The sequence below is a fragment of the Halomonas sp. AOP12-B1-6 genome, from assembly GCF_052379225.1.
GTDB classification, from domain to species: Bacteria; Pseudomonadota; Gammaproteobacteria; order Pseudomonadales; family Halomonadaceae; genus Vreelandella; species Vreelandella casei.
The window spans coordinates 911,166-935,340 of sequence record NZ_JBQSYK010000001.1; the positions used below are offsets into that span (position 1 = coordinate 911,166).

General features: G+C 53.6%; 17 protein-coding genes. 2 read left to right on the forward strand and 15 right to left on the reverse strand.

Annotated features, from left to right (window positions below):
* Positions 1 to 5 precede the first annotated feature (5 nt).
* The 13 genes from ACT3TR_RS04075 to ACT3TR_RS04135 all read right to left on the reverse strand — a co-directional run bounded on the left by ACT3TR_RS04075 (position 6) and on the right by ACT3TR_RS04135 (position 20,067).
* On the reverse strand, positions 6 to 932 hold the full coding sequence (locus ACT3TR_RS04075) for a restriction endonuclease (protein WP_444624458.1): 927 nt from the start codon (positions 930 to 932) through the stop codon (positions 6 to 8).
* Positions 933 to 1,043: 111 nt separating this feature from the next.
* A complete protein-coding gene (locus tag ACT3TR_RS04080) occupies positions 1,044 to 1,922 on the reverse strand; it encodes a hypothetical protein (RefSeq protein ID WP_444624457.1) in 879 nt (292 codons plus the stop codon).
* An 89-nt stretch (positions 1,923 to 2,011) separates the two neighbouring features.
* Entirely contained in the window at positions 2,012 to 2,476 is a 465-nt protein-coding gene (locus ACT3TR_RS04085) for a hypothetical protein (protein WP_444624456.1), read from the reverse strand.
* 273 nt (positions 2,477 to 2,749) lie between these two features.
* Positions 2,750 to 3,631, reverse strand: coding sequence for a DUF7281 domain-containing protein (locus ACT3TR_RS04090; RefSeq protein ID WP_444624455.1), 882 nt, complete (start codon positions 3,629 to 3,631; stop codon positions 2,750 to 2,752).
* On the reverse strand, positions 3,628 to 4,863 hold the full coding sequence (locus ACT3TR_RS04095; RefSeq protein ID WP_444624454.1) for a hypothetical protein: 1,236 nt from the start codon (positions 4,861 to 4,863) through the stop codon (positions 3,628 to 3,630). Before ACT3TR_RS04095 ends, ACT3TR_RS04090 begins: the two co-directional genes overlap by 4 nt.
* Positions 4,860 to 5,489 carry a condensin complex protein MksE gene (locus ACT3TR_RS04100; RefSeq protein ID WP_193062861.1) on the reverse strand — a complete coding sequence of 210 codons (630 nt, stop codon included), beginning with the start codon at positions 5,487 to 5,489 and terminating at the stop codon, positions 4,860 to 4,862. The genes ACT3TR_RS04095 and ACT3TR_RS04100 overlap by 4 nt, the downstream gene beginning before the upstream one ends.
* Positions 5,486 to 9,151 (reverse strand): ATP-binding protein, encoded by a 3,666-nt coding sequence (locus tag ACT3TR_RS04105; RefSeq protein WP_444624453.1) that lies wholly within the window; start codon positions 9,149 to 9,151, stop codon positions 5,486 to 5,488. Before ACT3TR_RS04105 ends, ACT3TR_RS04100 begins: the two co-directional genes overlap by 4 nt.
* Before the next feature lie 115 nt (positions 9,152 to 9,266).
* Positions 9,267 to 12,374, reverse strand: coding sequence for a type III restriction-modification system endonuclease (locus ACT3TR_RS04110; protein WP_444624452.1), 3,108 nt, complete (start codon positions 12,372 to 12,374; stop codon positions 9,267 to 9,269).
* Between the two features lie 289 nt (positions 12,375 to 12,663).
* Positions 12,664 to 13,779 (reverse strand): Fic family protein, encoded by a 1,116-nt coding sequence (locus ACT3TR_RS04115; RefSeq protein ID WP_444624451.1) that lies wholly within the window; start codon positions 13,777 to 13,779, stop codon positions 12,664 to 12,666.
* A gap of 12 nt (positions 13,780 to 13,791) precedes the next feature.
* Positions 13,792 to 15,681, reverse strand: coding sequence for a site-specific DNA-methyltransferase (locus tag ACT3TR_RS04120; RefSeq protein WP_444624450.1), 1,890 nt, complete (start codon positions 15,679 to 15,681; stop codon positions 13,792 to 13,794).
* Between the two features lie 25 nt (positions 15,682 to 15,706).
* Positions 15,707 to 16,039 (reverse strand): hypothetical protein, encoded by a 333-nt coding sequence (locus ACT3TR_RS04125; protein WP_444624449.1) that lies wholly within the window; start codon positions 16,037 to 16,039, stop codon positions 15,707 to 15,709.
* 3 nt (positions 16,040 to 16,042) lie between these two features.
* Positions 16,043 to 16,804: a DUF4391 domain-containing protein gene (locus ACT3TR_RS04130; RefSeq protein ID WP_444624448.1), complete on the reverse strand. Its 762-nt coding sequence runs from the start codon at positions 16,802 to 16,804 to the stop codon at positions 16,043 to 16,045.
* Positions 16,801 to 20,067, reverse strand: coding sequence for a helicase-related protein (locus ACT3TR_RS04135; protein ID WP_444624771.1), 3,267 nt, complete (start codon positions 20,065 to 20,067; stop codon positions 16,801 to 16,803). The genes ACT3TR_RS04130 and ACT3TR_RS04135 overlap by 4 nt, the downstream gene beginning before the upstream one ends.
* A 313-nt stretch (positions 20,068 to 20,380) precedes the next feature.
* Between ACT3TR_RS04135 and ACT3TR_RS04140 the strand changes: the two genes are divergently transcribed.
* A complete protein-coding gene (locus tag ACT3TR_RS04140; RefSeq protein ID WP_444624447.1) occupies positions 20,381 to 20,623 on the forward strand; it encodes a helix-turn-helix domain-containing protein in 243 nt (80 codons plus the stop codon).
* Here ACT3TR_RS04140 and ACT3TR_RS04145 read toward each other — a convergent pair.
* Positions 20,620 to 21,657 carry a histone deacetylase family protein gene (locus ACT3TR_RS04145; RefSeq protein WP_444624446.1) on the reverse strand — a complete coding sequence of 346 codons (1,038 nt, stop codon included), beginning with the start codon at positions 21,655 to 21,657 and terminating at the stop codon, positions 20,620 to 20,622. The genes ACT3TR_RS04140 and ACT3TR_RS04145 overlap by 4 nt on opposite strands.
* Positions 21,635 to 22,345 carry a GntR family transcriptional regulator gene (locus ACT3TR_RS04150; RefSeq protein ID WP_444624445.1) on the reverse strand — a complete coding sequence of 237 codons (711 nt, stop codon included), beginning with the start codon at positions 22,343 to 22,345 and terminating at the stop codon, positions 21,635 to 21,637. The genes ACT3TR_RS04145 and ACT3TR_RS04150 overlap by 23 nt, the downstream gene beginning before the upstream one ends.
* Positions 22,346 to 22,560: 215 nt before the next feature.
* Between ACT3TR_RS04150 and ACT3TR_RS04155 the strand changes: the two genes are divergently transcribed.
* Positions 22,561 to 24,117 (forward strand): ABC transporter substrate-binding protein, encoded by a 1,557-nt coding sequence (locus tag ACT3TR_RS04155; RefSeq protein WP_444624444.1) that lies wholly within the window; start codon positions 22,561 to 22,563, stop codon positions 24,115 to 24,117.
* Positions 24,118 to 24,175 lie beyond the last annotated feature (58 nt).

Below are 24,175 nucleotides of genomic sequence, written 5' to 3' on the forward strand. Positions count from 1 at the left end.
ACTTTTTATAAATCAAGCCCGCCAGCCTCATTCTCTATGGAATCCCAGAACTCGCTATCGAGCCTTTTAATTTGAACCGTGTGCTCGACCTGTACGCCGACACCATACTCATAAAGATACTCAGCTAGTGTTTCTCCATCTATGAGTATGAGAGTGGTGCTACCGTTCAGACCCTCGGCGTATTGAAGAGCACCTTTTGAGAAGAACGATGTTGTAATGAAGACGCCTTTGTTTGACTGTGCGACAGCTAGCGCTCCAACGAAGCTCTGAATTTCTGGCCTACCTACGCTTGCTGCTTGGGCATACCGTTTTGCCTGAATATGAATGCGGCCAAAACCGAGTACGTCTTCTTTGATAATGCCATCAATACCTCCGTCGTTAGTGTAAGGCGTGACCGCACCAGATTGCTTGACTTCGCCGCCGTAACCCATCTTTTGGAGAAGCAAAACGACCAGGTTCTCGAACTCGCGTGGTTTCTTAGACAGGATGGTATCGATGAGCTCTTGATACCGAGCCTCGCGAATCTTCTTAGCCGACTCGTAGAGTTCTTCCTGTGGAGTAAGGCTTGTCTCGTCGAGCGCCACCTTATTTGACTTGTTTGGCTTATTCTCTTGCTTCTTGGCGAATTCTGAAGCAATGAACTGGTTGAGAGACTCTGGAGTCTTGAGCCTTTGCATGCCGAGATCGCTGATTCCGTAAACGCCTCGCTTGGGTTTGCTTAACAACCCCGCCATGTTCATGTAGCTTAGAGCCCAACTGATACGGTCGTAGAAAACTTTACCGTTCCCCGACTCATACTCTTCTTGGACTTCGTCATCGGACAAACCAAAGTGCTTGGCAAGCGGAGTTTCGAACTCACGCAGCTTTAGCTGACCGCGCTCCGCTAAAAGCGACAAAGCCGGAATACGAATTTGGTCATGCTTGGGTATCACTACAACTTTCCCCCTGATTTATAACGCCTAAGCTCAGTTGACGCCGGAGCGCGAAGCGCGGAGGGAACCCGAAACGCGGCAGCGTTTTGGGCGGTCAACTGCAGCGATCTGTTATGTGTCGATTTTGCCAACGTTTCGGCCTATTTCGTGAACCGCTGCCTTCAACACTTGCAGGCATAATTTCGCCGTATGCTCCGATGGGTTAAACCCCGAACTCATTTGCTGGAACGGATGGATGTAATTCCTGAACTCGCGGAGCGTGTGGCTAAACTTTTGTGTGTCATGTTGAACGAGGCGGAGTTCATGCGCGACATCGATGAACGCACTGAGGCTCCAATCTTGGAATTGCTTAGCCTTTCCTGTGCCGTCCTTTGGCGATGATTTTGCCAAATTGAAAACGCGGGGATGCTGGTTCGCAATTCCTAGGAGCGTACCTTCTAACGTGCTTCCAGCCATCAAGATCATGGCTAAGTAGGCCTTTCCAAAGAAACACTTCTCAATTTCTTTGATTCGTTGCTCAAGTACTTCTGTGACGACGCCCTCTAGTCCAAGTTTTGCAACTGAAACGCTGGTAAATTCCCGCCTGAGAAATTCGTCTTCACTTTCCCCACCTAGGTTCGCGGATGGCTCGTCGATCTCGACTTTCTCAAGCCGTTGGAACGAAAGTTCAGCGCCGCCCCTAACGATTTTCCATTTATCAAAGGCGAGAAACTGATTCAACCATTTAATATGCGCATCGAGTTCGGACACCTTCCCTATAAAGTTGGCCGGATTGAGTACAGCTCTAATGCACTTATCTAGCTCGGGCGAGCCGTTAATCGCTTCTAGACGCTGATCCGTGTACATCCATCGGGAAGGGAAACCCTGGCCATACGAATCATTGAAGCCAAGGCGATTGAAAAATTGCACAAGCTTTGGGCCGGAACGGTATTCGCTCTCCTCGTTTATCAGCTCCCGCAGTTTCTCCAGAGATTTTGGACCAAGCTTCATTTAGCTACCATTTCGCCTAATGCACATAACGCCGAAGCTCAGTTGCCGCTGTGGAGCGAAGCGGAACAGCGGTCAACTGCAGCGCCTTGTTATGTTTTTCCAATGTGGAGATCCCTTTTGGCAATATCCATCAGTTTATTTAACGCCTTCTTGTGCTCTTGATGTTCACTTTCAAAGATTTCAAACCACGGCTCCTCATTGGGGTTAAAGGTTTCACGCCCCCTCAAGTCTGTGAGCACATTATAGGCATCATCTGAAATATAGAAGCTGCCAATATCTGTAGCTTTGCTAAGTGATGAGGTGGCTGAGTAATACTTACTACGCAGCTCTCGCTCCTTATCTTCTGAAAGTCCTGTGCCTTGGCCATAGTCTTCTTTTTGCACCGCGCAGTACTGGATTACATCATAAAGTGCATTCACGATCTCTTCGTAAGCTCGCTCACGCCGCTCCCATGTTTTTTGCTTGTAGAAGCGTCTCACGGCCCAAAGCGAACCCAAGAAGGCTGCAATTGCTCCCGAGCTAACACTTATAAAAAAACTCGCAATTGGGCTCATATTTTACCTATACGAAACATAACAGTGATTATACGGAAGGCTACATAACCTCAATAAACGCGGCGGCACATTGATTGAGGTTATGTTTCCCCAAGAATCGACTCTACCCCATTGCTTCTGCTGAGAGCAAAGCAAAATTTGGCAGCATATCTAAAAGTCGCGCGCCTGCGCGTTTTGCCGGTTTCAATCATACTTATGCATGCGCATCACTCGGCAATGCGCATGCGGTCGAAGGGCATAATAGCGTGGATCTCGCGACAAAGTGATATGCCATTACACCAGCCCCACACACATCACATCCTCACTAAACCACTGCTGCTTAAGCCCCCGCTGCTTCTCCAACAACAGCGTTAGATAATCACGCAATGGATGGGCAGATGGAAGCGCGGCAAAGTGCTTGCGAAGCCTGCGCTGATAGGGAAACTGCTCAGCGGGCACATGCAGCGGCGTGACATTCAGGGTGAGCCATTCGATGTCGGGCAGCAGCAAATGTGTAGCGCCGCTGTCTAGCGCGAGCGTAACGCCTTTTATGTCGAAATCACCGGCGTAGATATGCGTTCGGCGGGTTTTGTGCCACGCCTCGGCCAGCAGGGCAAAGCCGCCGCCGTAGTGGCTATCGCCGCGGTAAACTATCAACGGGTTAATGTAGTCGCTTAGCGCTGGGCTATCGGCTGTAAACGCATAGAAGCTGTCGAGGTTTTCGACCTGAACTAACGCGCTGAACGCGCTTAGTTTTAGCGTCTGAATATCCACATCGCGAATGGTGCGCGGCGGTTGTGCAAGCCCGTGTACGAACAACGGCGAGGCTTCCGGCGGTAGGCTGATTAATATCCGCCGTGCGCGGGGGCTTTCGCGGTTGGTTTTGTCTTCTTCTACGCCTTCTTTTGCCTGGGCGCCACTGGTCAGGCCGCTGAGCGCGCGGCCCAGTGGCGCTATTTTGGCGCTTTCGAGTACGTCATTAATCTGTGCCAACAGCGCGGCATCAAAGCGCAGCGTTTTACCGCTTAGCCGCGCGGCTAGATCAATATCATGTTGATGGCACCAGGCCACCATGTCGTCTACCCACTGGCGGCGCGGCCGCACTACCGTGGGCTGCTGGCAGAGCAAGCGGGCGACTTCATTAAGCCCGGTGCGCGCACGGCTGGGCAGGTTCATACCGGCACAGCCAGCTGCAGTTCAACGTCGTGAATCAGGCGCAGGTGATTGAAGGTGCTCGCCTGGCTTTCCTGCTGTTTGAGCCGAAATGCGCGCTGGTCGTTGCGCGGCAGGCCCTGGTATTCGGCAATCACCTGGAACAGCCAAATCTCATCCGGCCACTCCAGCGGGCTTTCGTGCAGGTACTCCAGGGCGCTAACCGGTTCCGCCTGAGGCTGATCGATCACGCTTAAATAGAAGTGCTCGACATCCTGTTTGAGCGCCTGCTGGCGGGCGGCGGCCATGCTAGTTTGCTGGGCTTGAGCAGGGGCCGCGGCTTCTACTGACTGGGTGGTATGGCGCGGCTGGGGTAGCTGGTGCAGCAGCTCAGCCAGGGCTTGGCTATCCAGGTTGCGATCCAGCGCCGGGGCGGCGGCGGCGCTTAGCGGCGCGGCTTGATTGACCAGGGCGGGTACGTCGCTGCGGCGGGCGTAGTTGCCGGGCACAAAGCCGGGGTGTTCGCGCATAAAGGCGGCCATGCCGCTAATCAGGCGGCTGCGCGCCTGCTGCTTGCGAAAGCGCGCCATTAACTCGATCAAGCGTCGCTGTACTTCGCGCAGGCCGGTGTAATGGTTACTTAACTGCTGTTGAAGCTGACTGATCAATAGCTTGCGCAGGCTGCCGTCGCTACCCACTAACTCAATCAGCTCGTCGAAGTCGATTAGCGCCAGGCCGTCCAACAGGCGGGCGATCTGCTTTTGGGCGCGGTCGTTTTCACGGATTTTGTCGTTGAGCTGGCTAACAAAGCCAAAGTCGCTATTGAGCCGCTGCCACAGGCTATCAATGGCATCGGCAAAGCGGCCGTTAAGGTCATCGACTTCCTGGCGCAGGCGCATCAATTGCTGCTCCAACCGCCAGTGCTCGCCACGGCTGCGCGCCTCGCGATAGCTGTGTACCAATGAGCGAATCAGCTCCAGGGTTTCCGCTACGTCTGCGTTGACGTGGCGGCGGGTCTCGTCGGCTAGCATTTCAGCGATCAGTTCGCGCACCTTGGGCGCTAGCTTCACGCCGCTCTGCTCATCCGGCCGCCATAGAATGCGCGCCGCCAGCAGCTTACGCAGCGCGCTGTCGCTGAGCGATTCCAGCGGCACTTCATCGCGGGTGTAGGCCTGCATCAGCGCTTCAGAATGCTTGCCCAGCAGCGCCAGCCGTTCACTGCCGGTTTTTAGCAGGCGGCTCTCTAGCTCACTCAAAGCAGCGCCTCCTGCTTGCCCTCTTCACCTTCGGCATCAATCGGCAGGTTCTCTTCATCGCGGATAAAGCGCACCAAGTCCACCAGGTAGTCGATCTTGCCGGTGACCACAAACACCTGCCGCTCTGAATGCGGCTGAAGCAGGTAGCCGTGCTCCTTCAAGCGCTTAAACACCTGCTTTACTTGAGCATCAAGCTGGTCGCTCTGGGAGCCAAAGAAGCTGTCGGTGGCTAGGCGTTCCAGGCGCTCGCGCAGGCTTTGGTTATCTTCACACTTGGCGCTGAATTCAGCGGGTTTAAGCACATCGCCGGGGGCGGCCAGCGTATCGCGGCCTAGCGCTTCTTGAACCAGCTGCAGCCATTCCAACAGCGGCAGCAGGCTATTAAGCGTATCGCCCAGCTGGCGCGAAAGCTGGTCACGGGCGCTGTCGTTCAACTGTCGCCAAGCCAGAAAATAGACGCTGCCGTCTTCATTACTGGCCAAGCGGCGGTTGAGGGGCCGCAGGTAGGTATCGATCTCCTCACGGGTCTCTTCATTGGTGAGATGCCGATAGCCGCTCTCATCGCTGATCGGGCAGATAAACTCACCCGCCAGCAAGCGCTCAAGCAGTGGGCCATGTTCGATCATGCTGTCACCTCCTGCTGACGTTCCTGGAGCCGCTCGGCCAAGCGGCTTAACCGTGGCTCAATACGTTTTAGCACCCGTTTGTTGGGCTGGGTGTCATCGCGGTCAATCAAGTAGCGGTTGGCGAACAGCAGCAGCACGTCCGATTCAGGGTTGGGGAACGCACCTACAATGTGAATACGATTGCTGTCGCAGGCATCAAACAGCTTTTCGACGTTGTGATACGCCAGCGTACCAATTTCATCAATCGGCCAGTGGATGGCGATTTCCGCGTCGCCGCGCAGCAGGCGAGTAAAGGCGAGCAGGAATTTACACAGAATAAGATACGCCATGCCGTGGCTGGAGGACTCCAACAGCTGGCGGTCGTTTTTGATTACCAGATCGGTGCCGCCTTCGTTGAGATGCAGCTCCAGGCGCAGCAGGCTTTCAAAGCTGTACTGCTGGTCGCTACGCAGCAGATCGACCACGTCCGCCAGGGTGTTTAAGTAGTCGTCGCTAGGCAGCGTTTGGCCGGATTCGCGCCATTCTTTATAGCGCTGGGCAAACAGCTTCAGCGGCTCCCAGAAGCCCAGTTCATCGATGGTGGACTGGATACGCACTTCGGCCTTGCTGATGCCCTCCAGGCGCAGGTCATCGGCGACTTCTTCAGACAGCCGACGGCTTTGGGCGCTGATGCGGCGGTTCAAATCGCGGAACACGGTAAAGAACTTATCCAGGTCGTCGCTGAGGTTACGGCCTTCCTGAATCAGCTGCTGTTGTTGATCTTCGAGCAGTTTGAGCATGTCGCGCAGTAGCGGTAGCTGTAGGCGCGGGTTGTCGCTTTGCAGCTTGCTGCGTTCGCTCTCCAGCGCTTCGGCAAAGCCGCTGCTGGCGTCCTTGATCAGTTGGCTCTCCACCTCCAGGCAGCCCCGGCGCAATTGCTCGATCTGCTGGTGGCGATTACCCAGCGCCTGACGGGCGCGCTCAATGCGCTCATCCACATCACCCAGCGCTGAGCTTGGCACTTGGCCGTCAGGTTCAATAGCCAGGCTTTCTAGCTGCGTGAGCAGTGGCTTCAACGCTTCCAGGCAGGCATGTTCACTTTCACGCTGGGTTTTAAGCCCGCTTACAGCACTCTGGTGAGTTTTACGCGCGGCCTGAAAATCGGTTTTCAGGTGCTCTTTATCGCGTGCCAATTGTTGGTCGGCCTGCGCAAGTTCGGCTTCTTGGGCGACAAGCTGCGGCTTGTGCTGCCCCCACTCGACGCGCATAAAGCGGGTGTACTCGGTGAGCTCGTCCTGACGCGCGGCGGTCGTGCGGATGCGCTCGTCCTGGCTCGCCAGGCGCTCTTTGGTGGCTTTTAGCTGGGCCGGGTCGACGCCCTGCTCGGCAAGTTCTTGGCTAAAGGCGTCTTCAAGCTCAGCGCGCTGGCGCTGATGTTCGGCATTGGCATCGCTAAGCTGCTGTTTATACTGGCGCAGCTGGGCATCCAGGCTGTCTACCTGGCTTTGGCCGTCGGCTTTTAGCTCCAGCAGCTGGCCTTGCTGCGTTTCGCCAAGCGCCGCGAGCGCCTGCTGTTTTTCTTCACGCAGTGCGGCTTGCGCCTGCTCTTGGTTGGCTAACGCGGCCTGATGGGCGGCGCGGCGCTCCTGCTGGTGCTTGGTTTGACGCTCCTGCTGCTGGCGGCGCGCCTCTAGCGCGAACTCGACTTCCTGCTCGGCGCGCCGATGCGCCATGCGGGCCTGATCCTGGGCTTCATCGGCCTGCTGTACGCGCTCGTTGTGCTGTTTAAGCGCTTTTTCGGTTGCTTGACACTCTGCCTGCACGCGCCGCTTGGCGGTATCCGCCTCTTCAATCGCGGCCAGCAGGCTGGCTTCATCCTGGGCGTAGCTCGGCAGGGCAATGGCAGAAAGATCTAACGCCAATCCAAACAGGTCGTCGCTAGCGCCTTCGGCAAGCCGTGGGGCTAAATCGCGCCGCTCTAATAGCTCTGGGGCAACAACCTTGCCTAGCTGCTGCTCCCAGCCGGGGCGATGGTAGCGCAGAAAGTGGCGCAGGCTGCCCTGCTCGGGGTCACGCTGCTGATACAGCGCAAAGCTGCGCTGCTCGGCGCGTTCAAGCTGTTGGCGAAGCTGCACCAGTTGCTGCTCAGCGGCGTCTCGTTCGCGCTTGCGGGTTTCAAACTCACGGCGCAGCCCGTCTAGGGTTGCGGCCGCCCCGCTGCGCTCCTGCTGAGCTTGGTCCAAGCGCGCCTGGGCAAGCTCCGCATCGTTGGCCTCTTCCGTGGTTTGGCTGGTCAGCGAAAGCTGTGCTTTAAGCTCAGCTAGCTGCTCAACGCCTAGCTCTAGCTGGGCCTGATACTCGCTCTCAAGGCGCTGGCGCTCCTGCTGATAGCGTTCATTGAGCTTTTGCTCCGCCTCCCACTGCTGTTCGCGGCGCTGGGCTTTCTCTTCCACTAAGGCGTCGATCAGCTCCTGGGCTTCACGCGTTTGGCGAGCTAACGACTCTGAGAGTTCGCGCAACCGGCCATCCAGTCGCGCCTGGCTCTCTTTCACCGCACCCTGCATTTCATTTAAGTGGGCAAGCAGCTGGTCGCGCTGTTCGCGCCACTGGGGCAGCGCGTTGATATCGCGCTCCAGGGCGGGCATGTCCGCATCAGAGTAGCGCTCAAACTGAGTTTGTAGATCATTGAGGCGGCGCTGGGTGTGCTGTAAATCGCTGACCACTTCGCTATGGCGATCATTAAGCTCATCGCGCGCCTGGGCATAGCCGCTTTCACGCTGCTGAAACTCGCGCTGATGGCGAGCCAGTTCAGCGTCCACGTCGGCCATGCGCCGCTCTGCCCGCTGGCGGTCATCTTCAAGCTGGGGCTTTAGCTGCCATAGCGTGGCGTCTAAATGGGCTAGCTCGCGATCGATACCGGCCAACCGAGCCAGCGATGCCTGCAGCGGTTCCAGGCGCATGGATTGACGCATCTGGGCAATCCACTCCCGCGCTTTGGTATTGCGAATGCGCGTGACCGGAAGCTCAACGCCGTCTTCTTCAAAAATAGCCGCCAGCATGGTTTTGAGGGTATCCATCTTGCCCTCTTTGGCATGCACCGCGGAAACCAGCTTTTCGATATGGCGAATGCGGCGCTCGGGTTTGACCAGGCTGAACTGCGCCGCGATTTGGCGCAGTTTGAGGCCATCGCGGCTGTTGCCATGCAGCTGGGTAAAGTCGTTTTGAATCACCGAGCGAAATTCAGAGGTCGCGCCCAGCTTGGACGACACCGGCGTGCCGTTACGGCGCAGGCCGCTGGCCCACTGGCTGTAATCCAGCGCGGCTACGCCCGCCTCGCTTTCAACCAAGTAATCTTCCGGCTGATAGGGCCCGCCAACAAAGCGATACTCGACCCCGCCTTCGGCTTTACGCGTGAGCACCGCCTGGCAAACATTGCCCGCTTCGCGGCGATATTCGTACACCAGGTAGCTATTGCGATGAGGCAAATAAAACGCATCAAACTTCATGCGGGTTTTCGGCACGACCTTATTAGGCAGCTCGCCGTAAAACACCGGCACCAGCCGCTGCAGCGTGGTTTTGCCCGAGGCGTTGGTGCCACAAATATTGGTGTGGCCGTCCACACTCAGTTCCACCACCCCTTCCAGGTGGCCGTGAATCATCACGATGCGTAGCAGGTGGGCCATGCCGTGTCCTTTCGTTTGCTGATCGAATCGTTTTGCTGATCAAAGAAAGCGACTATATTGCCAGTCTTACCAGACACAAGCCAAAGCGGAATCTAGTTATAAACAGAGCAGCAGTTCAGATATGCACTTTTTGTCCAACCACATCCATAAGTTTGGCGTAGTCTGTCACCACGTCATATTTCACCTTCTCCTGAGTGACCTTAAGGTTGATCTCATCGAAGAACTTTCTGGCACATTCGATCTTAGTTTTTTCGATTTCTCGTAGCTTCATGGAAGACATCGTGCCTTTAGTCTCAGCCACAAAGTAGATGTGTTTGATGTTGCCAGCCTGGAAGGAAATCGCCCAGTCCGGGTTGTAATCGCCCACGGGAGTTGGGATCAGAAAGTCCCTTGGGAGCTTGGCGTAAACCACTACTTCACTGCTGGTATCCAGCTCGTTCACGAAGCGGCGCTCGACGTCTGAATCTGTAATTGCGTAGTCGTATACGTGGTTCTTCAGCTTTTCTGTAGCGCGGGAGAAGTCTTGGCCGGTTTGATTGGCCGTGAAAATATCCACATCGTAGCGCTCATCAACCTGGTCGTAGGCCAGGCGTTCAATCACCATTGCCGCTTTTTGTTCGGCGATAAGCCGTGATGCCTCGGCAATGAAGTGCTCCGGGTTCTGACGGAACTGATTGAACACGGCTGACTGAACGCCCTGCAGAATGCTGGCGGCAGTTGCGCGGGTCAGGCGGGCATTTTCGGCCACCTTTCCCAACAGGTCATATCGTACCCGGGAGTGGATAGAGTTTCCGTATTCGGTCGCCGTTTCTTCAACTTTAAAGCCGTCGCCCTTGCGCAACTGCTCGTCGGTCAGTGCATCTTGCTGAATGCCTTTCTGTACGGTGTACTGCAGGGGCGTTACACGTAGCTCTTTGTCCAGCGCTGCGATGCATTTGCTCACCAGTTCATCGGAGTCAAAATCGACGCGATACACCGCCTTGCGGTTGATGCGCTGCCACAGGGCCTGAAATTCTTTCTTGTCGAAGTTGGCATTGAGTGGGTTGGTCTTCGGTTTGCGGCCATCCTCAATCCTGGGCAGTTGGCATTCGCTGAACACGGTGTCGATCAAGGCAAAGATCTGGTCACTGAAGGGCTTCAGATCTTCTGGCAAGTCCGCCAGAGTGCCTTGTTCCTTCGCATCATAGTAGGTATCAACAACTCGGTCTGTGTCGTCGGTATAGTCGTTCTTCACCAAATAGCGGTAGATCTGCTTGGCCATGGCTGGAGTGACTTCGAAAGCGCCTTGCTCGGTAACCAGTAGCTTGCCAGTAAAATAGGTTTCCGTTGCTTGACGAGGCCGAGCGCTCAAGTTCTCACTGATTTCCTGCTGTAGCCCGGTAACGAAATCTTTGTAGCTCTCGCTGGCAATTACCGTCAGTACGTTGATGTCATGAACCACCGCCGGGTTGTCCATGCGGTCGCCGTGCCTATCAACTGATAATCGCAGACCGCGCCCCACCTCCTGACGACGGGAAATAGTATTATCGCTGTGCTTGAGCATGCACATGATGAATACATTGGGGTTGTCCCAGCCCTCACGCAATGCCGAGTGTGAGAAGATGAATCGCGTGGGTTCGTCAAAAGAAAGCAGGCGTTCTTTGTCTTTCAGAATCAGGTCGTAGGCGTCCACATCATCGGAGTCAGTGGCGCGTTTACCCACGGCGGGATCTTTCAGGCGCTTGGTCTTCTTATCAATAGCGAAGTAGCCATTGTGAGTGCTGGTTGGGTCAATGCCTTCTAGGTACTGGCGGTAGGCCTGATTGTCTATAGCAAGCTCAGACAGGTATTCCTTCTTGAGCAGCTGATACTCTTCTTCAAAGATGCGGGCGTACACGCCATTATCATCTTCCTGCTCGTAGTCACGATATTTGGCTACTTCGTCGATAAAAAACAACGACAAGACTTTGATGCCTTGCGTGAAAAGCTGCTTTTCCCGGTCCAGGTGCGCCTTGATGGTCTCGCGGATCTGAATGCGGCGGATATCGCCTTCGGAAACGTCGCCACTGGCCTCGCCAGCGGTGAGTACCAGCCCATTGGTGAACTCCACGGTATCGGTGGTAGCGTCAATCTGGCTGACGGTGAAGTCGTCCCGGTATTGATCCAGCTCACCAGACACCGCAAACAGATCATCTTTGAACCGAAGACGCCTGATCTGGCGCTTGATTTCGCCGGATTTGAGTTTCACTTCCAGCTCTATACGGGCAACAGGCGCATGCTTAGAGATATCGATACCTTCCAGGTATAGGTAGGCATTTGTACCGGCCAGACCACGAGTCTGAATACCTCGTACAGCGATCTTCTTCACCAGTTTCTGATTGTAAGCATCTAGCGCGTCAAGGCGATGCACCCGGTTGTGTTGAGTTCGATGGGTGGCCGAATAGCGGAGAATCGCCAATGGTTTAAACTGAGGTAAAGCCTCCATGGTGGCTTTACCTTCCATCTTCTGTGGCTCATCCAGAATCAGGATTGGCCGGTTTGCGGCAATAACGTCGATGGGCTTGCGCGACTGAAAGTCATCGAGCTCGTCATAAATACGCCGGTTATCGGCGCCCCGGGCGTTGAAGGCCTGGATGTTCATAATCATCACATTGATGCCGGCGTCGGAAGAGAAACTCTCCAGCTCATGCAGGCGCTTGGAGTTGTAGATGAAGAACCGCGCCTTTTTGCCATAGCTTTCAGTGAAATGTTCAGCGGTAATCTGTAGCGACTTATAAACACCCTCGCGGATGGCAACCGAGGGCACCATGATGATGAACTTGCTCCAGCCATAGCGTTTGTTCATCTCAAAAATGGTCTTGATGTAGCAGTAGGTCTTGCCGGTGCCGGTTTCCATTTCCACGTCTAAGTGGATGCGTGTGGCTGCCAGGGCGTCTTTTTTATAGGCAGCCTTGGCCGGTACACGGTTGCCCTTGTTGTCATAAGTGGTGAAATCGGTCAGTGACGATGACGTTGCAAGGTTCTGGCGGCGCTGAACGGCCTGGATGTTCTCTAATACCTGGACTTCGTTTAGCGCCAGGTCAGCATTTTTGAAGCCCTCTGCATCGAAAGCGCCAGTCTGAGCCTGCCGGCCGGGGTCGATGCGGTAGGTCAGGCCGTCGCGCATGGGTTGACCGGCGAAACAGTCCACCACGGACTCAACGGCATGGGTCTGGTAGGCCTGAGTTTTGAACTTCAGTTTCATGGCGCTCTCTTTCTGCATTCATTCTGCATTCTTTCTGCGTGTAGGTACTGCAGAAAGAAATTCATGTACGGAATAATCTATTTTCTAATAGATAGCTATGTGTTCTTTAGTTTCGTTGAGTAAGCGTGAACCTTGTGTGGATATACTCTATTACCACCTTTGAGGAGCCTATACCTTAAATAAAGCTCTACAAGGGTGTTTGCAGAGCTTTGAGACTCCACAAAAACCCTAGGGGAGTCTGTTTTTGAAATTGGGCTCTACAACTTGTGTTGTTCCGTTTGCAGGCTCTTCAAACCACTTTTCGCCCTTCAGCAAGGTTGATCAAGCGAGGAAAGCATAGCGTTGCAGATCGCCTGCCGCTCCCAGGCTCCAGCTCAAGCAAAATTCCGACATCTTTTAACTGTCGCAATAGACTAGGCGTTGTTTTTTCATGCACTCCAAATTCTCGATGAAGTTGTTTGGCCAAATCAGATGTTCTAAAAATGGGTTTGCTGAAAATCGCATCCAGAAGGTGGAGCGTGAACTGGGAGCGAGTGGTTTCCTGAATGGCTTGCTTCATCTCTTCATAAAGAGCCCGGATTTTCTGCACCCGTTGGCTGTTATCCTCAGCCTGTTGACTGACACCCCTAAGGAAAAATGCAATCCAGCTGTTCCAGTCTCCCTCGGCTGAAATTGCTTTCAGGCGCTCGTAATACTCATCTCTGTTGTGCTCCAGGTACTCCGACAAATAGAACATGGGCTGCGATAAAGCCCGCTTCTGATAAAGGAACAAGGGAATCAGGATGCGCCCAATCCGGCCATTGCCATCCTTGAACGGGTGCAATAGCTCAAACTGAGCATGAACGACTGCCGTTTGAATCAGAAAATCAATATCATCACTGTCCAGGTATTGCTCCCAGGCAGCCAGGTAGTCTGGGAGCTGCATCGGGTTTGGCGGTACAAAGGTTGCGTCTACAATCTTGCAGCCCGCGCGGCCTATCCAGTTTTGATCTTTGCGGAACTCGCCTGGAGTTTTCTCCTGGCCACGAACACTGTTCATCAAGATACGGTGTAACTCACGAATAAAACCAAGCCTGATTGGGTAGGACTCCAGATATTCACGAGCGTTAAAAAGCGCGGCGCGGTAGTTAGAAATCTCCAAGATGTCCGTGTACTTCTCGCCCTTCTTGATCAGGCCTGCTTCCTGCTCCAGCACTTCGTCCACTGTTGCCTGGGTGCCCTCAATTTTAGATGACAGTACCGCTTCTTGAGTCGTTAAAGGGGAAAGCATCACGGCAGGATTGGGAATGCCTTGTAACAAACCATCGTAGCGCGCCAGGGCAGCATTGGCTTGACCCACCAAGGGCAATAATTGGCGAAAATCCAGCTCGGTAAGGGGCAGGCTATCCGGCACATAGGATTGCATGGTGGCGCTTCCTTAAATGGTTTTGACTTCGGTGCTGGGCGACAGCTGACGGAATATCTGCTCGACGTTGATTTTTACCGCATCGGAGGCAAAGCCATTGTCACGGAAAACCACGCGCAGGGGCTCATGCTTGGCCAGTTCTTTGACCAGATCCTCGGTCACGCCGCTGTCGAAACAAGCGACTAGCGCATTGTCATCGACGAAAAATACGGTTTTCCCTTGAAGGGTGTCGCTGCGAATTGGCAGGGTCAGATCAACGCCCCAGTCCACCAGCACCTGAAATAGAAGATCTTCTGGGGTGCGGTCGGGTTTGATGTTATCTACTGCCTCCAGCAGATCTCCTTGGGAGAGTTCGTCGGGGCGGTAGTAGATGTCCTTCATGTTTGAGGTGTCCACCTTCAGCACACGGAAGCCGACATCTCGGTTCCAGTCGGAGTGGCAGTCGCCTTCGAGAATTTTTTGGCCCGCGCGGCGGATTCGCTCTTTCGAGACTTCTGCAATATTAGAATAACCTTCTTTAAAAGCTTCCGTGCTCTTGTCGATTGCTTCTGGAATCTGAACAAGAATAAATCGGCGCCGCCCCCCATCGTTTGCATTACAATTTAACACCGCATGTGCTGTAGTGGACGACCCTGCAAAAAAATCCAAAACTAGAGCGTCTTTGGATCCACCTTGTTGAACTAGCGCCTGCACGAGCTCAACCGGCTTTGGGAAAGAGAATACTTTACTGCCAAGTAGCTCTTTAAGCGCTCTTGTTGCAGAGCTATTCATCGGGCAGCAAATCGTACTCTGCCCCCCGGCTCCTGGGCGCTCTATCCAAGAAGAGACGGGTATAGTTTCTTTCATTGCCTCTGATGAAAATCTTTTGAGCATTGGCGTGCCGCTTGAAAATTTTGGGAAAAGCACACGCCCTTCAGATATTTTTTTAGCCATTGTGATTCGGCTGTAAGGCCAATAGCGACCTTTTGGCGGAAGGTATTCACTCCCTGTATTCGGGTCGACAATAGAGTAGTAAGTATCGCCACCTGGCTTGCCAGCGCTCAGGTTGTCAGAAATCCATGGCCCTCGCGGGTCATCGTCTGGATTCGAGTATTTTTCAAAAGTCCTGCGAACCCCGTTCAAGCTAGCTCCAAATCTAGAATAGACAAGCACATACTCGTGATCTTCACTAAGATTGCTGGTGGAGTCCATAGAGCCACTTCGGCGCTTCCATATAAAACAGCCAATAAAGTTTTCCGTGCCAAAAATTTCCTCGCAAATCTTTTGTAAATTAGCGCGCTCATTATCATCTATGGAAATGAAAATGATGCCCTGCTCCGATAATAACTGTCTTGCGATACGGAGCCTGGGGAATATCATTGTAAGCCAGTCGGAATGAAAGCGACCATTACCCTTAAGATTTGAGGTTAAATGCTCGCCCTCGCCACTAACTTGACCACTTAAATTCAAATAATCTTTTGTAGAGCTGACGAATTTGTCGTTATATATTAGGTCGGAGCCAGTGTTGTATGGTGGATCTATATAAATAACATCCACTTGTCCAAGATAGTTCTCTCGAAGTAATTTTAAAGCTTCAAGATTATCGCCTTCAATAAAAGTATTTTTGGTGTCTTCATACATCAAGCTTTGTTTTCTTTCAGGTCTCAATGTTTTTTCTGTACTTGAGGCTGATGCCAAAACAGAAGCACTTTTCCCGGGCCAACTAAGTTGATATTTTTCGCTTTGCTCGCTATCTATTAGGTCTCCCAAAACATTTTTCAGTGCCTGGTAATTTATTGATATCTTGACTTTGCCATCGTCATCTTTTGACTCAGTAATCGATTCAGGCACTAGGTTAGCAATAGCCCTAGCAACCTCCAAAGAAAAATCTTTTGTTTTCATTGCCTGTTTTTCGATGCTCATAATATCTCCTTTACACAGATTAGGATCAACTTTCGCCTAGTCGATAGCCAAGCGCGACAAGAGCCCAAAAAAACTCCTTATTATTAACCCTGCACCTCCGAGAAGAGCGGTAAGGTCGGCCGCCTTGTTCAACGTGAACACCGATATCTGAGAGTGCTCCTATAATATTAAAATCTGCGTTAAAATATATTCTATACTCACCGCCCCACTTGTTATTTTGATGTTGGTAGCCGCTCCCAAGGCTGGGGTGCTCGCCTGTTGTAGCAAGGTATTGGTCTTCAAATTGAGCGGCATGACTCTTATTCACTTCAACTTCTAAAAGAACATCGCTAGCTTCTGAGAAAAAATCAACATCCATTTTCTATCTCCGCTTTAAGAAAAAAAGTCTGTGTTTGGCCCCGCGTAACTCCGCATTGATGGCCACGCGCTTGTTGAATTGTTTCTCACGGCGCAGCCGTGCTTTGATCCGCTGAATTTCTTCCTGTTGTGTCGCTATAGCGTCGGCCAATTCGATGCGCTGCTCAAGGCTCAGTCGCTCTGGTTGTGCGCCTGTCGCCGCCATCGAATAAATAGCCGTTACCGGCTCTCTCGTTTTTGGAACTGAGCTTTGCCCCTTGCGATAACTTACCCCATATTGCACCAGCGGGCTGAGCAGTTGCTCATAGAGGCTGCCCATATCCAGTGCCACTGGCAATCGCTGACGTGTTGTGTGTGCGGGCTTCCAGTCGGATTCAAAATAACTGGCTAACACCCAGCAACTGCCATCCACGTTACCTTTCTGAGTGTGCGAGTGCCGCTTGTAAGCTGCGACTACCTTAATCCGCCCATTTTGAATCAGCTCGAAAATCAGCGGAAAAGGAACCGAACGGTCTATGGCTTTGAGCACATCCTTATCAAGCTCGGCACCCTTGAGCGTGATGCGAAATACCTGAATTTCCGTCACGGCCTTATTGGCGGGCAAGTTGACCGTCTCCGGGGCCAGTTTATAGGCCCAGGTAATCTGCTCCACCTGTTGAACAAAACGCTCTTTCAGGGCGCTACTAACGGCGGCATGCTCATATACCTTGCGCTTGGGTACCACACGGCCAAAGGCCGCTGCCTTGGGCCAGGCAAACAGGGTCATGCACCTTGCCTTTCAATGACCAGAAAGGCAATCAGCCCGAAGTCATCCAGCCCTTTAATGGTATTGGTCAGAGCGCTGGTGCGGCCACCGCTGAACAGGCTGTCGATGTCTTTCTCGTCTTTAACGTCGATCATGCTGCGGATGGCCTGGCTGAGCAGGTCGGAGTAGCGCTTCATGTTGCGCCCATCATCCGTTTGTTCATTGAACTGCTGGCAAAGGTCGTGAATGGGCTCCACTTTGCCTTTGCAGCTGCTGCGGACTAAATCGAGCAAACGTTTGACCTCTGTGTAGTCTGCGACCACCTCACCATCGTCGCCAATATACACCAGGTAGTAAGGGTGCAGGCGGTTCTGCTGGTTAACGTTTACGCTTTCGTGGATGTTTTTCAGGGCGAAGATTACGCCGGGCTCTATGCCCAGTTGCGGTTGGGCTGGAACGATGGCGTGCATGCCAAACGGCACGCTTTCCAGCTCGCCGTGCTCTTTCACGTAGTTGAGCAAGTCCATGCGAAAGTCGTTCAGACCAAGATCGGTAATCGACACACCGGCTTTGACGTCTTCCAGTTCGATCACCTCATCCTGCATGCGCTTAAGCTGTTCTTTCCGATACGCGATTTCGCTGGATTTGGCTGTGAGGACGTTGTCGTCGCCGGTGGCAGTTACATCCGCAATCACCATGCGATTTTCCACCCGCTCTTTGAGGTTGATGTACTCGTCCAGGCTGATGTCCGGCCAGTAATTGACGAGCTGTATCTGTTGGTTGGGTGAGCCGATGCGGTCGATTCGGCCAAAGCGCTGGATAATACGCACCGGATTCCAGTGAATGTCGTAGTTGATTAGGTAGTCGCAATCCTGAAGGTTCTGGCCTTCTGAAATGCAGTCGGTGCCTATCAGGATATCCAGTTCACCCGGCTCATTTGGGAGCGCGATGTCCTTTTCTTTGGAGCGGGGCGAGAACAGGGTGAGCAGACTCTGGAAGTCGAACGTCTTATGCAGAGTTGACTTGGGAGCGGCCGACCCGGTCACCTTGCCAACGTGGAGCCCCAACTTCCGAGCCATGAGGGCCAGGTTGTCGTAAAGGTAGTCTGCGGTGTCGGCAAAGGCGGTGAAGATCAGAATTTTGCGGTTGCCGGGGTTGATTGGGTTTTCGAGCTTACCGTTGATTAGTTTTAGCAGGTGCTGGAGCTTGGCATCATCGGCCGGCGTCACTTTGCGCATGGCGTCGAGCAGCCCATCAATCAATTGCAGGTCAGCAGCCAGGTCATAGCGCCATGAGGGCAGGTCCATGTCAGCGAGGCTGATCTGTACTTTTTTGCCGACAGTGAATTCATCCAGCCCGCCCAGGTCTTCGTCTTCACCATCAAGGGCATCGATGTCACTCAGATAATCGCCGACCCGACCAGCCTGGCCGCTGGACTCAAAAGCGTCAATAGCCTCTAGGGTTCGAGAGAGATTTTTCCCGAGCGAGGCCAGTGTCAGCCGAAAGGCTGCGACAGAGCTTTCCAGCCGCTTAAGCAGGTTGGTTGTCATCAATGCCTGCAGGCTATGCTCGCGGTCGGCCTGCCTTAGTTTGCCTTTGCCGCCCTCAACCTGAGTGTCGTATAGTTCTTCGTATTTGCGTATGCGGCTTGGCAGGATGTAGCTGATGGGTGCATACACGGCCAGCTTAAGCACGGATAACTGAGTAAAAATGTGATTGAGGTCTGCCACATCTGTCCGCTCAGTAATCGGGCAATGGAACGACAATGGCTTGAGCCGCTCCGGAAATGGCCCAATATCTGTGGTGTCGTAGAAAGTCTGGATGTGCTTGCGTGATCGGGCAATGGTTACGCTGTCCAGGAGCTCGAAGAAGTCGAAATCCAGCGCCCGAAGAATCGAAGCTGCTGTGCGCCCTTCCGGTGGCAATACTGACCACTCGTTAAATGCCTTTTGAGCTCTTCGGAAAATTTCTTCTATGCTGGTTTCGGTTTTCAGGTGCTTGCCGAGCGCGTCTGACTGACCTTCGTAGGCCAGTGCCAGTTGATTACGCAGATCGTTGAAGCGATTGTTAACCGGAGTAGCCGACAGCATCAGCACTTTTGTTTTTACGCCGGCGCGGATGACCTTGTTCATCAACCGCTGGTAACGCGTTTCGCGGTCTTTGTAGACATCGTTATTGCGGAAATTGTGAGACTCGTCGATCACCACCAGGTCGTAGTTGCCCCAGTTGACCCGGTTCAGAGGAATGCCGAAGGACTCACCACCAGTGCGAGACAGGTCAGTGTGGCAAAGCACGTCGTAGTTGAAGCGGTCTTTGGCAAAGATGTTGGTTGTGAGGTTGCTATTGTAGTTGCGCCAGTTGTCCGCGAGCTTCTTTGGGCAAAGCACCAATACCGATTTGTTGCGCAGCTCGTAATATTTGACCACGGCCAGTGCAGTGAAGGTTTTGCCGAGCCCCACGCTGTCCGCCAGGATGCAGCCGTTGTAGGTTTCCAGCTTGTTGATAATGCCGGTGGTGGCATCCTTCTGGTAGTTAAACAGTTTGTTCCAAACCAAGCTGTCGCGGTATCCCGTAAGATCGTTGGGCAGTACGTCTTCATCTACATCTTCCAGGAAGTCGTGAAAGATGTTGTAGAGCATGAGGAAGTAGATTCGCTCTGGGGCGTTTTCCTGGTACACCGACTTAATGTGGTCGCAAATAGCATTGGTAACGTCTTCGACTTTATCAGCGTCGTTCCAGATTTGGTCGAACAGTTGTAGATACATTTGTGCGTGCGCCGGTTCGTCCACACGGGTGACGAAGTTGGATACGGCGTTGCCCTGCTGGTAACCCAGGTCTACAGCGGTAAAACCATTAACCGGCATGTAGGCCACCCGGCTATCGCCCCCCGCCACATGAACGAAGGATTGCATGGGAGCTTTTGTTTTGTTTGAGCGAAATCTGGCTTTTTGGCGTATCCAGTCAGCGCACTCGCGTGCCACCGCGCGTTGGGTAAGCTTATTGCGAAGCTGGATTTCAAACTCGGTGCCGTAAAGCCCGCTTTCACGCTGGGATTTGGGAATAAAGAACTCCCGGCGCTCCTTTTTCAGGCGGTCGGTCACTTCGTTGGGCACAAACGTGGGGGCGGTAAACACGAACTGCAGGCTCTCTACATCAGACAACTCTGCCTTGAGCGCTTCAAATGCGTATATAGAGAAGCAAGAAGCCGCAATTTTCAGGCGGGCACCCGGTTTGATCGTGTCTTTTAAATCGTCACCCAGAAGGCAGTTGATGTTGTCGATCATTTCCACGTGCGTCCCCTTGTGTACAACATAAAACGGTGTATCTGTATCATTGTTGATTATTGCAATATCAGGCGCAGAAAAACGGCAGATGGGCCATGCTCTGCTTCACTTTGGTCGGTAAGGCTGAGAAGGGTACCGGTGCAGGCCTGCCCTTCCCTACCTGATGATCCAAAATGCTACAGTTATTCTATGTATTCAGGGTTGCAAACCAAATTTGTTAAGCTGGATGCGTTAATTAAGGTAGAAAAAGATAGATAAATCAATCTTAGACATGGTGCATGAAACGGCTCAGGACCTGCACACGGCTGGTGTAATGAAAGATACCACGCTACGTGAGTTCGATGCGCTCTGCCTGCCGCCCGTGAAAGAGTACACATCGGTTCAGATCAAGCATATCCGTACAAAAAATCACGCTAGCCAGGGCGTGTTCGCCGCGTACCTTAATACCAGTGTGTCTACCGTTCAGAAGTGGGAACAAGGTCAGAAAAAACCCAATGGCCCTTCGCTGAAGCTGCTGAATCTGGTGGCGGAAAAAGGCTTGGAAATACTGGCTTAATCGTTTGTTTTTCCTACGCTACCCAGCAACCCTGCAAAGAAACTCACCGCGTTGGCTTCCAACCCTTCAAGGTAATATCCCCCTTCCTGCACCACCAGCGTAGGTACGTTCAAGCTGGCTACTTTACGGCCTAGCTCACAAAACCCTGGGGTTGAAACAGTCACCTTGGCTTGGGGGTCAAGCGCGTAAATGTCGAATCCCAGCGCCAGCACTATCGCATCGGGTTCAAATAGCCGAATGGCTTGGCAGGCTTGCTCCAGGCGATCAAAAAACACCGATTCCGGTGAACCGTGGGGCATCGGCAGGTTGAGGTTGTAGCCCAGCCCGGCACCCTGCCCACGCTCGTCTTCAAAGCCGGTTACTGCGGGGTAAAAGTTAGTGGTATCGCCGTGGATCGAGATATACAGCACATCGTCGCGCTGGTAGAAAATTTCCTGAATACCCTGCCCATGATGCATATCGGGGTCTAACACCACGATGCGCGGGTAGCGCGTTTTAAGATGCTGCGCGGCAATGGCGGCATTATTGAGAAAGCAAAAGCCACCGGCGGAATCAATGCCTGCGTGATGGCCCGGCGGGCGCGATAGCGCATAGGCAAACCGATCACCCTCCAGTAAGGCCTCGGCACCGGCCACCGCGCTTTGCGCTGACCAGTAAGCCGACGGCCAGGTGTGCTGACCCACCGGTGCGCTACCGTCTGCCAGGTAGCGTGCGGCTTCTGCCAATATGCCGCGCAGTGCGTTGGGCGAGCGCACGAAGATGTTGGAGATGACCTCTTCCCCCCAGTCTTCGTCAAGCGTGTGCCAGCGCCGATAGGCACTTTCAAGAAAACGCAGATAGGCAAACGAATGGACCGCCCTTAGCGGCGCCACGCCGTAATCCAGGGGTTCCTGGACATCAAAATCAAGACGTTTAGCGGCTGCCAGCAACTGCGTGGCGCGCTCAGGCATTTCCTGGGGCGTGCGCATTTTCCCGCGGGAGAAGTAGGTTTGCGGCTGATGGAGCAGTTGCTCAGCATGAAAGAATGTTTTCATCGGGATGCCCCCCTATTTCGCCCACACCCTTTACCACGGAGTCGCGGGCCACGCCGATATGGTAGTCAATTGCCTCGCGGCAAGCCTCAGGGCTACCGCTATCCAGCGCATCGAGCAGTTTGAAGTGGCTGGTCGCGATGGTGTCGGGGGCTTCATGCGTTTTGGTAATTAAGGTAATGCATAAGCGCAGCTCGTGGCTCAAGTCGTCAAAAGCGCGCAGCAGCCGTTCATTACCGGCGTAGTGCAGCATTAAGCGATGAAACTGCAGATCTTCTTCAATACGGCGCGTGCCGTCGTTACCGGCGGCGGCCTCACAGAGCACCTCTACCTGCTGCTTTAACGCGCGCTGGGCATCGGGCGTATAGCGGCCAACTAGGCGGTGAATCGCATGGCGCTCTAAACACAGCCGAAAATCAAAGGCATCTTCGAGTTCAACGGCATTCAACGCCCTTACAAAGAAGCCGCGCCGGGGTTTTGAGATCAGCAGCCCGCGGCTTTCCAGCAGGCGCGCCGCCTCACGCACCGGTGCACGGCTAACGCCCAAGTCGCGGGAAAGCTGCACTTCTGAAAGCCGCTCACCGGGCAAAAAATGCTGCTTAACAATCGCTTGGGTCAAGTAGTCGGCAACTTGCTCGGCTAAGTTTTGCTGTTGAATAAAGGCCTTGGGTGGCACCGTTGATGAGACCATAAACGTTACTCATGGGGTATGACGCGTTTTCTTCAGTATGACGAAAAAAACCTTCTTGTCGACGAACGATTGCCGACTGTCGACAGTTTTACCACATGCTGCTATTTTCAAAGAAGGCCTCTAACAAACATCACAACTGGGCCTAACGCGCCACGCCTCGCTCGCCTAACGACTACGTAAACCCATTACGTGCTAATAACTGAGGAGCAGGAAACATGAAAAAAACTTTAGCGTTGGCTATTTCCGCTGCAGCACTCGCCTTTACCTCTGCCGCCCTGGCTGATGAGCCAAAGCAAGGGGGAACAGTTAACACGATTATTCAGCCAGAGCCGCCAGGCTTGGTGCTCGGTATGGTGCAAAATGCCCCCACGCGCACCGTAGCGGGCAATATTTATGAAGGGCTCATACGCTACTCCACTGATCTTGAGCCGATGCCGCAGTTGGCAGAGTCATGGGACGTCAGTGAGGATGGCCGCACCTATACCTTTCACCTGCGCGAAGGCGTTACCTGGCACGATGGCGAAGCCTTCACCGCAGATGACGTTGTCTTCTCTGCCGATGTCTTTCACCGCGAGTTAAACCCCAGCGCGCGGGCCGTGTTACAACACGTTGAAAGCATTGAGGCCACCGATGACCACACCGTGGTCTTTACCCTGATTCAACCCTTTGGCCCGTTCCTGCTCTCTTTTGAAGCGGGCACCTTCACCATGGTGCCCGAGCACCTTTACGCCGGCACTGATTTCCGTAATAACGAGCACAACGACCACCCGATTGGCACAGGGCCGTTTAAATTCGCTAACTGGGAGCGCGGCACGGTTATCGAGCTGGTCAAAAACGAAGACTATTACGAAGACGGCCTGCCCTACCTGGACGGCATTAACTGGCACATCATTCCTGATGGCGCTTCCCGCGCAGTCTCATTTGAAAATGAGAGTATCGATGTGCTGCCTAGCGGCACCGTCGAAAACTTCGATATTCCTCGCTTAGCGCAAATGGATAACGTTTGCATGACCGAAGAGGGCCATGAGTATTTTAGCCCCTATTCGATGCTATGGATGAATAACCGCGAAGGCCCCACCGCGGATAAACGCTTCCGCCAAGCGGTGATGTACGCCATGGACCGGGAGTTCGCCCGCGATGTGCTGTGGAACGGCCTGGGCAAAGTACCGCTTTCTGCCTTTGGCTCTAACGCGCGCTTCCAGAATGAAGATTTAGAACCCTACGACTACGATCCAGACCGTGCCCGTGAGCTGCTAGAAGAAATGGGCTACGACGGCGAAGAAATCACCATTCTGCCACTGCCTTACGGTGAAACCTGGACCCGTTGGGCCGAAGCCGTGCAGCAAAACCTGCGCGAAGTGGGCATTAACGTCAGCACTCAAGCCACTGACGTGGGCGGCTGGAACCAGCGCTTGGGCGACTGGGATTATGACTTGGCCTTCACCTACCTGTACCAATACGGTGACCCGGCGCTGGGCATTTCACGTACCTATCTTTCAGACAATATTGCCAAAGGTTCGCCCTGGAATAACGTTGAAGGCTACGAAAATGCACGCGTTGACGAGCTGTTTAACGAAGCAGCCACTGCCTTTCCTGACGCAGAACGCGAGGCGCTTTACCGCGAAGTCCAAGAAATCCTCCATGAAGATGTACCCGTTGGCTGGCTGATGGAGCTGGGTTTCCCGACGCTATACCGCTGTGATGTGAAGAACCTGGTGACGTCTAGCGTAGGCGTTAACGACGGCTTTAAGGACGCCTGGCTAGACCGCTAGTTTTTAGCAAATGCCTAGCCCCACCCAGGCATTACGCGCTGGGTGGGCGTTTCAGCTA